This is a genomic window from Flavobacterium sp., from assembly GCF_043720215.1.
GTDB lineage: Bacteria > Bacteroidota > Bacteroidia > Flavobacteriales > Flavobacteriaceae > Flavobacterium.
Genome location: NZ_JAYSSZ010000036.1, coordinates 1 through 2,200, shown reverse-complemented (window position 1 = coordinate 2,200; position 2,200 = coordinate 1). Strand labels below are relative to the sequence as shown.

Genomic DNA, 2,200 nt, shown 5'->3' with positions numbered 1-2,200 from the left:
TCTGGATTTTCCGGTTGATGAAAAAACAAAGTTTGTAAATTGCCAGTATACCATTCTTTTACATAAGTAGTAAAAACGCCAATGCCACGACGCATATATCCTGTAAATTCAGTTTCCCAATCTACAGTAATTCCTTGCGATTCTTTAATAAATAATTTAGCAGCAAGCATTCCAGATTCTGTAGCAAAAGCAACACCTGATGAAAAAACAGGGTCTAAAAATTCAGAACTATTTCCTGTTAATGCAAAACCATCACCGTACATGCTTTTTACAGAACGAGAATAGTTTTCTAATTTTACAGGTTCGAAAGTAAATTCGACACCACCAAAGCGTTTTATATAATAATCAGACTTGTTAATGGCGTTATTTAATGCTTCAACATTATCGTTGTCTTTAGATAGAGAATTGATAAAACTTGTTGGACCAACTACGCCTAAGCTTGTTTTTCCATTGGAGAAAGGAATAACCCATAACCAAACTTCTGTTTCTAAAATATCGAAAGAAATTAAAGTTCCCTCTTCACCTTCAGGTCTATTTACATCTACTACATGTGTAAAAATTGCAGAGTGAGGATCTAACTTTGATGGTGTATCTAAATCAAGTAATCTTGGCAAAACCCTTCCATATCCACTAGAATCAACAATAAACTTAGCATGAATTTCTTTTTCAATTCCATCTTTGTCTTTCACCACAGTGATAGAGTTTTTTCCTTCAAAAGTTAATGATATCACTTCGCTTTCAAACTCTAAATCGATTCCTTTACGTATAACTTCTTGCGCCATCGTATTGTCGAAATCAGCTCTTGGTACCTGCCAAGTCCAATCCCAACCCTCTCCAAATTTGTCACTAAAATCGAAGATACATATCTCATTTCCACGAATAAAACGAGCGCCTAGTTTTTTTTCAAAATTCATAGCATCAAGAGATTCAAACAATCCCGCTTCTGCAAAATGATCCATAACACGAGGTATTAAACTCTCTCCAACAACAATTCTTGGAAATTTTGTTTTCTCGACAACTTTTACCTTAATGTTGTTATTATGAAGGTGAGATGCCGAAACACATCCTGAGGGACCAGCGCCAATTACCAAAACATCGACAAACTCCTTTAACATATTCAAAATATTACTGATTAATACCTATATTTGCGACTTCAAAGTTAACAACATTAATTTCAATAAAAAATTAATTGAGTAAAATAAAAAAGGGTTACAATGAGTATGATTAATGAGTTTTTAAGCTTAAAAGAATTTGAATCAATAATTTTTGACAATAATAAAGTTGAGATAAGCGATGTTGTTTTAGATAGAGTAAATAAAAGTTTCGATTTTCTTAAAGAATTTTCAGGAAATAAAGTGATTTATGGTGTGAATACAGGTTTTGGGCCCATGGCACAATACCGTATAAAAGATGAAGACAGACTTCAACTGCAATATAATTTGATTAGAAGCCATTCCTCTGGAACCGGAAGACCTTTGAATCCACTTTGTGTAAAAGCGGCAATTTTAGCAAGATTAAATACACTTTCTCTTGGAAATTCAGGTGTTCATCCGTCATTAATTCACTTGATGAAGGAATTGATAAACAAAGATATTACTCCCTTAATTTTTGAGCACGGTGGTGTTGGTGCTAGTGGAGATTTAGTGCAACTAGCACATTTAGCATTGGTACTTATTGGAGAAGGAGAAGTTTTTTATAAAGGAGAAAGAAGACCAACGCAAGAAGTTTTCGAATTAGAAAACTTGAAGCCTATTCAAGTCGAAATTAGAGAAGGTTTGGCATTAATGAACGGAACTTCTGTAATGACAGGAATTGGAGTAGTAAACGTACATAACGCTAATAAATTATTAGATTGGTCACTTAAATTTTCTTGTGCAATAAACGAGATTGTTCAAGCTTATGATGATCACTTTTCTGAGGAATTAAACAATACAAAACGTCATAAAGGACAACGTGAAGTGGCTGAAAGAATGAGAGTAAACTTATCTGACAGCACATTAATCAGAAAAAGAGAAGATCACTTATATACTGGAGAAAATACCGAAGATGTTTTCAAAGAGAAAGTACAAGAGTATTATTCGTTGCGTTGTGTGCCACAAATTTTAGGGCCAGTTTTAGAGACTATAAATAATGTGGCATCAATTCTGGAAGACGAATTTAATTCAGCAAATGACAACCCGATTATTGATGTAAAAAATCA

General features: G+C 33.5%; 2 protein-coding genes. One reads left to right on the top strand and one right to left on the bottom strand.

All coding sequences use genetic code 11. The features are described from left to right. Window positions 1–1,115, bottom strand: a 1,115-nt coding sequence (locus tag ACHZC3_RS01465; protein ID WP_394758101.1) for an NAD(P)/FAD-dependent oxidoreductase, incomplete at its 3' end; no start/stop codon positions are given. 99 nt (window positions 1,116–1,214) lie between these two features. On the opposite strand from ACHZC3_RS01465, the gene hutH reads away from it, so the two are divergent. Next, a partial coding sequence (hutH, locus tag ACHZC3_RS01460) for a histidine ammonia-lyase (RefSeq protein WP_394758100.1) occupies window positions 1,215–2,200 on the top strand: 986 nt, incomplete at its 3' end.